This window comes from Nocardia sp. NPDC003345 (assembly GCF_053589395.1).
In genome coordinates, this window is record NZ_JBSFRU010000488.1 from 1 (window position 1) to 3229 (window position 3229).

Sequence of the window (3229 nt, forward strand, 5' to 3'; positions counted from 1 at the left end):
AGTTCCCGGGTGGTCGCGAAGGCGGACACGATTCCGGTGACCGGGCCCATGCCGAGCATATCCAGGGTCGCGAAGGACTCCACGCCGATCGACGCGCCGATCACCAGTCCGAGCACGATCATCATCGGGACGGTCCCGCCGCCCACGATCACCGAGCCGCGCCCCCAGGTCATATCGGTGATGATCCGCAAGGTTTCGGCCCGGTACCGGCGTAGTGCCAGCGGTATCGAGGAGAGCACCTGCCAGCAGAACACCGTGACGAAGCCGACCGAGTCCACCGCGCCCAGTACCCGGCTGCCCCGGCGGAAGTAGCGCGCGAGGAAGTGCAGCCCCTTCGGGGCGTACGAGGTCGCCGCCATCACGCCAGCCTGGTGGGCAGGAACATGGCGGTCACCTGCGTCATCGCCAGATTGACGACCACGATGCACACCACCGACAGCACCACCGCGGCGTTCACCGCGTCGGCGACCCCGCGGGGCCCGCCCTTGGCCTCGAGTCCGCGCTGGCAGGCGATGATCACCACCAGGAATCCGAAGATCACCGCCTTGAGCAGCGACACCCAGACATCGGCGGCGGTGGTGAACGAGCCGAAGGTCGCCCAGTACGAACCGGGGGTGACACCCTGCCCGCCGATGGCCACCAGGTATCCGGCCACGACGCCGACGAAGATCACCAGAATATTGAGCAGCGGCGCGACCAGCAGCATCGCGACCATGCGCGGGATCACCAGCCGGTGCACCGGGCCGATGCCCATGGTGTTGAGGGCGTCGATTTCCTCCCGGATGGTGCGGGCGCCGAGATCGGCCGCGATGGCCGCGGCACCGGCGCCGCCGAGCAGGAAGCCGGTCGCCATCGGCGCGCCCTGTTTGATCACGCCGAGACCGCCGGTCGCGCCCAGCAGGGAATCGGCACCCAGGTTGTGGATCAGATTGCCGACCTGGACCGAGACGATCACTCCGAACGGCACCGCCATCAGAATGGCCGGGAACGCGGTCACGGTGACCAGTCGCCAGGCCTGGACCAGCATCTCCTGCCATTGGAACCGGCCCCGGGCCAGGTCGGAGACCGCGCCGGTGACCGATTCCTGCGCCATCGCGACCGCGCGGCCGAAGGTGCGGACCGAGGATACGACCGTGCCCGAGAAGTTGTCCGCGACGATCTCCCGCGCGGTTTTACCGGGCCCGGCGGCCGGGCCGCCCGGCTCCGGCCGCGGATCCGGATCGATGGACGCGAGAGGTCTCTCGGAGCTCATGGCCGAGATCCCGGGGCCGCGGTCGCGGCGCGGAATGTAGCGAATTTCATGCGTGTGATCTCTCCGGTCCGGCATCGATGCCAACGGAGAGCAAGCTAATGGTTACGGAAGGTCACGGACAAATTATGTGGCGTGTGACAGTGGGCACCGAAAATGGCATCTCGATATGAATTGCGACCCATTGTGGGCGCACTCACTCCGGGAGGAAAAACTGATTAGAACAAGTTCTATCGAATAGATATCTGCGTGTCACACAAGAATCGAAGAACGCGATCAAGCGTCGAGATCCACTCGAATCGTCAGCAGATCCGTGCCCACCGCCCGCACCACCGCGCTGTTGCCACGCGGTAGCGACGCGAGCCGCCGCACCGGGTCGTCCTCGGGCACGAGATAGGCGGTCCCGGTATGCCATTCCCCGTGCAGGCGCACCCGGACCCGGCTGTCGGCCTCGATATTGCGGACATAGTTCGAGCGGTGACCGAATTCGGAGACGAACCAGAACTCGTTCCCGGTCCGACGCCCGCCGATCGGCACCACCCGCGGCTCCCCGCTGACCCGGCCGGTCGTCTCCAGCAACTGCTGAAACGGCAGCCGCCGGTTCAGCGGATTACCGATCCGGCGCTGCAGAGTAGTGACAACCCGATGCTTCATACGCCGGAAATCGGTCATGTGGTGACGGTAACACCGGCGGGGGCCGGCTGCCTGTCGCGGAGAATCATCGGATCATTCGACCGATACCGGCGCGATAGGTGACAATTCCTCCGTGCGAACTCAGTTCACCAACGAGCTCGTCGCGTTGACAGCGGATCTCACACAGATGTGCCACATCAGCCATGAAGCGGCCGAACGTGTGACCGACGCTCTCGTGGGGGCCGACCTCACCGCGACCTACGAGGTCTTCGCTCACGACGAGCGATTGCAGGCGATGTACGGCGCCTGCGAGGCACGCACCGTCGTGCTGCTGGCACTACAGGCGCCCGTCGCCCGCGACCTACGGCACGTGGTGACCGCGATCCAGATCGCCGGTGAACTCTCCCGCATCGGCTGGCTGCTGAGCCGGATAGCCGACCAGGTGTACCAATCCCACCCCGACCCGCTGGCCCCGGCGCCCATCCTCGCCGTGCTCGCGCAGATGTCCGAACTGGCCGCCGAATCCACCGCCCGCGCCCAGCGCGCCGTCACCACCGCCCGCCACGCCCGTGACGACGCCGCGGCCGCCGCCGATATGCAGGAACTGAACCGGAAACTACATTCGGCGCTGTCCTCGGGCGAACACGCCATCGAGGGTGCCATGACCCTCGCGCTCGTCGGCGACAAGCTCTCCCGCACCCTCGACCACACCGATCGCATCGAACGGCTGATCCAGTTCCTGGACACCGGCATCCCCCCGACCGCGCAGCTGATACCCGAGGAAGAACCCGCCGACTGACGGCCGCAGCCGTTCACCCACCCCGGCTCGCTCCCAATCATGGGAATTCCCTATGCTTTTCACCAATGCGCCGGCGGGCGTGGGGCAGGCGGGCGTATCCCACTGCCGGGTACGCCGAGCTCGAAGCACATCGATATCTTCATAGACACGGCCGGGATTCTCCCGGCCCCAGTACGTCACGACGAGCGCATCCGGCGCGGAAGCGTCCACGGGTCTCCCCCTCATCAAGTCCCGCGGCGCGGTGCGGAACCCGGTCCGGACAACCGGCCCGCCACTCCCGCCGGGTATTCAGCGCCTCGTTCGTGGCAGGCCCACCCCCGAGTCGGCGCCGGCACGGCGACTCGGGGGTGGCGCTCTCCCGATGAACCAGGAGTACCCGCGCACTCTCCCGGGTACTCCCGCCCAGGTATGCCGAATCTCACACCGCACAATAGCTTTCGGTTAGCTGACGACCGGTAGCTTGACGCCGGTGCTCGGCACACGGCACATCCCGGAACCTCGGCAAGGAAATTCGTTGAAGTCCACAGCATATGAAGTAAAGCCGGGCA

General features: G+C 66.5%; 4 protein-coding genes. 1 reads left to right on the plus strand and 3 read right to left on the minus strand.

The genetic code is table 11. The annotated features are described in order from the left end of the window. The 3 genes from ACWDU1_RS31040 to ACWDU1_RS31050 form a co-directional block, all read right to left on the minus strand. On the minus strand, positions 1-359 hold a 359-nt coding region (locus ACWDU1_RS31040; protein WP_450003940.1), incomplete at its 3' end, for an ABC transporter permease. Continuing rightward, positions 359-1252 (minus strand): MlaE family ABC transporter permease, encoded by an 894-nt coding sequence (locus ACWDU1_RS31045; RefSeq protein WP_450003942.1) that lies wholly within the window; start codon positions 1250-1252, stop codon positions 359-361. The genes ACWDU1_RS31045 and ACWDU1_RS31040, both read right to left, overlap by 1 nt. A gap of 273 nt (positions 1253-1525) precedes the next feature. Beyond that, the gene (locus tag ACWDU1_RS31050; RefSeq protein ID WP_450003943.1) at positions 1526-1921 is read right to left on the minus strand and encodes a nitroreductase/quinone reductase family protein; all 396 of its coding nucleotides are present in this window, start codon (positions 1919-1921) and stop codon (positions 1526-1528) included. Between the two features lie 94 nt (positions 1922-2015). On the opposite strand from ACWDU1_RS31050, the gene ACWDU1_RS31055 reads away from it, so the two are divergent. Next, positions 2016-2681, plus strand: coding sequence for a phosphate signaling complex PhoU family protein (locus ACWDU1_RS31055; RefSeq protein WP_450003945.1), 666 nt, complete (start codon positions 2016-2018; stop codon positions 2679-2681). Positions 2682-3229: the final 548 nt, after the last annotated feature.

What these genes read in the sequence shown, in the direction of transcription:
- ACWDU1_RS31045 (WP_450003942.1), bottom strand. Translation starts at nt 1,252, where the DNA reads ATGAGCTCCGAGAGACCTCTCGCGTCCATCGATCCGGATCCGCGGCCG.
- ACWDU1_RS31050 (WP_450003943.1), bottom strand. Translation starts at nt 1,921, where the DNA reads ATGACCGATTTCCGGCGTATGAAGCATCGGGTTGTCACTACTCTGCAG.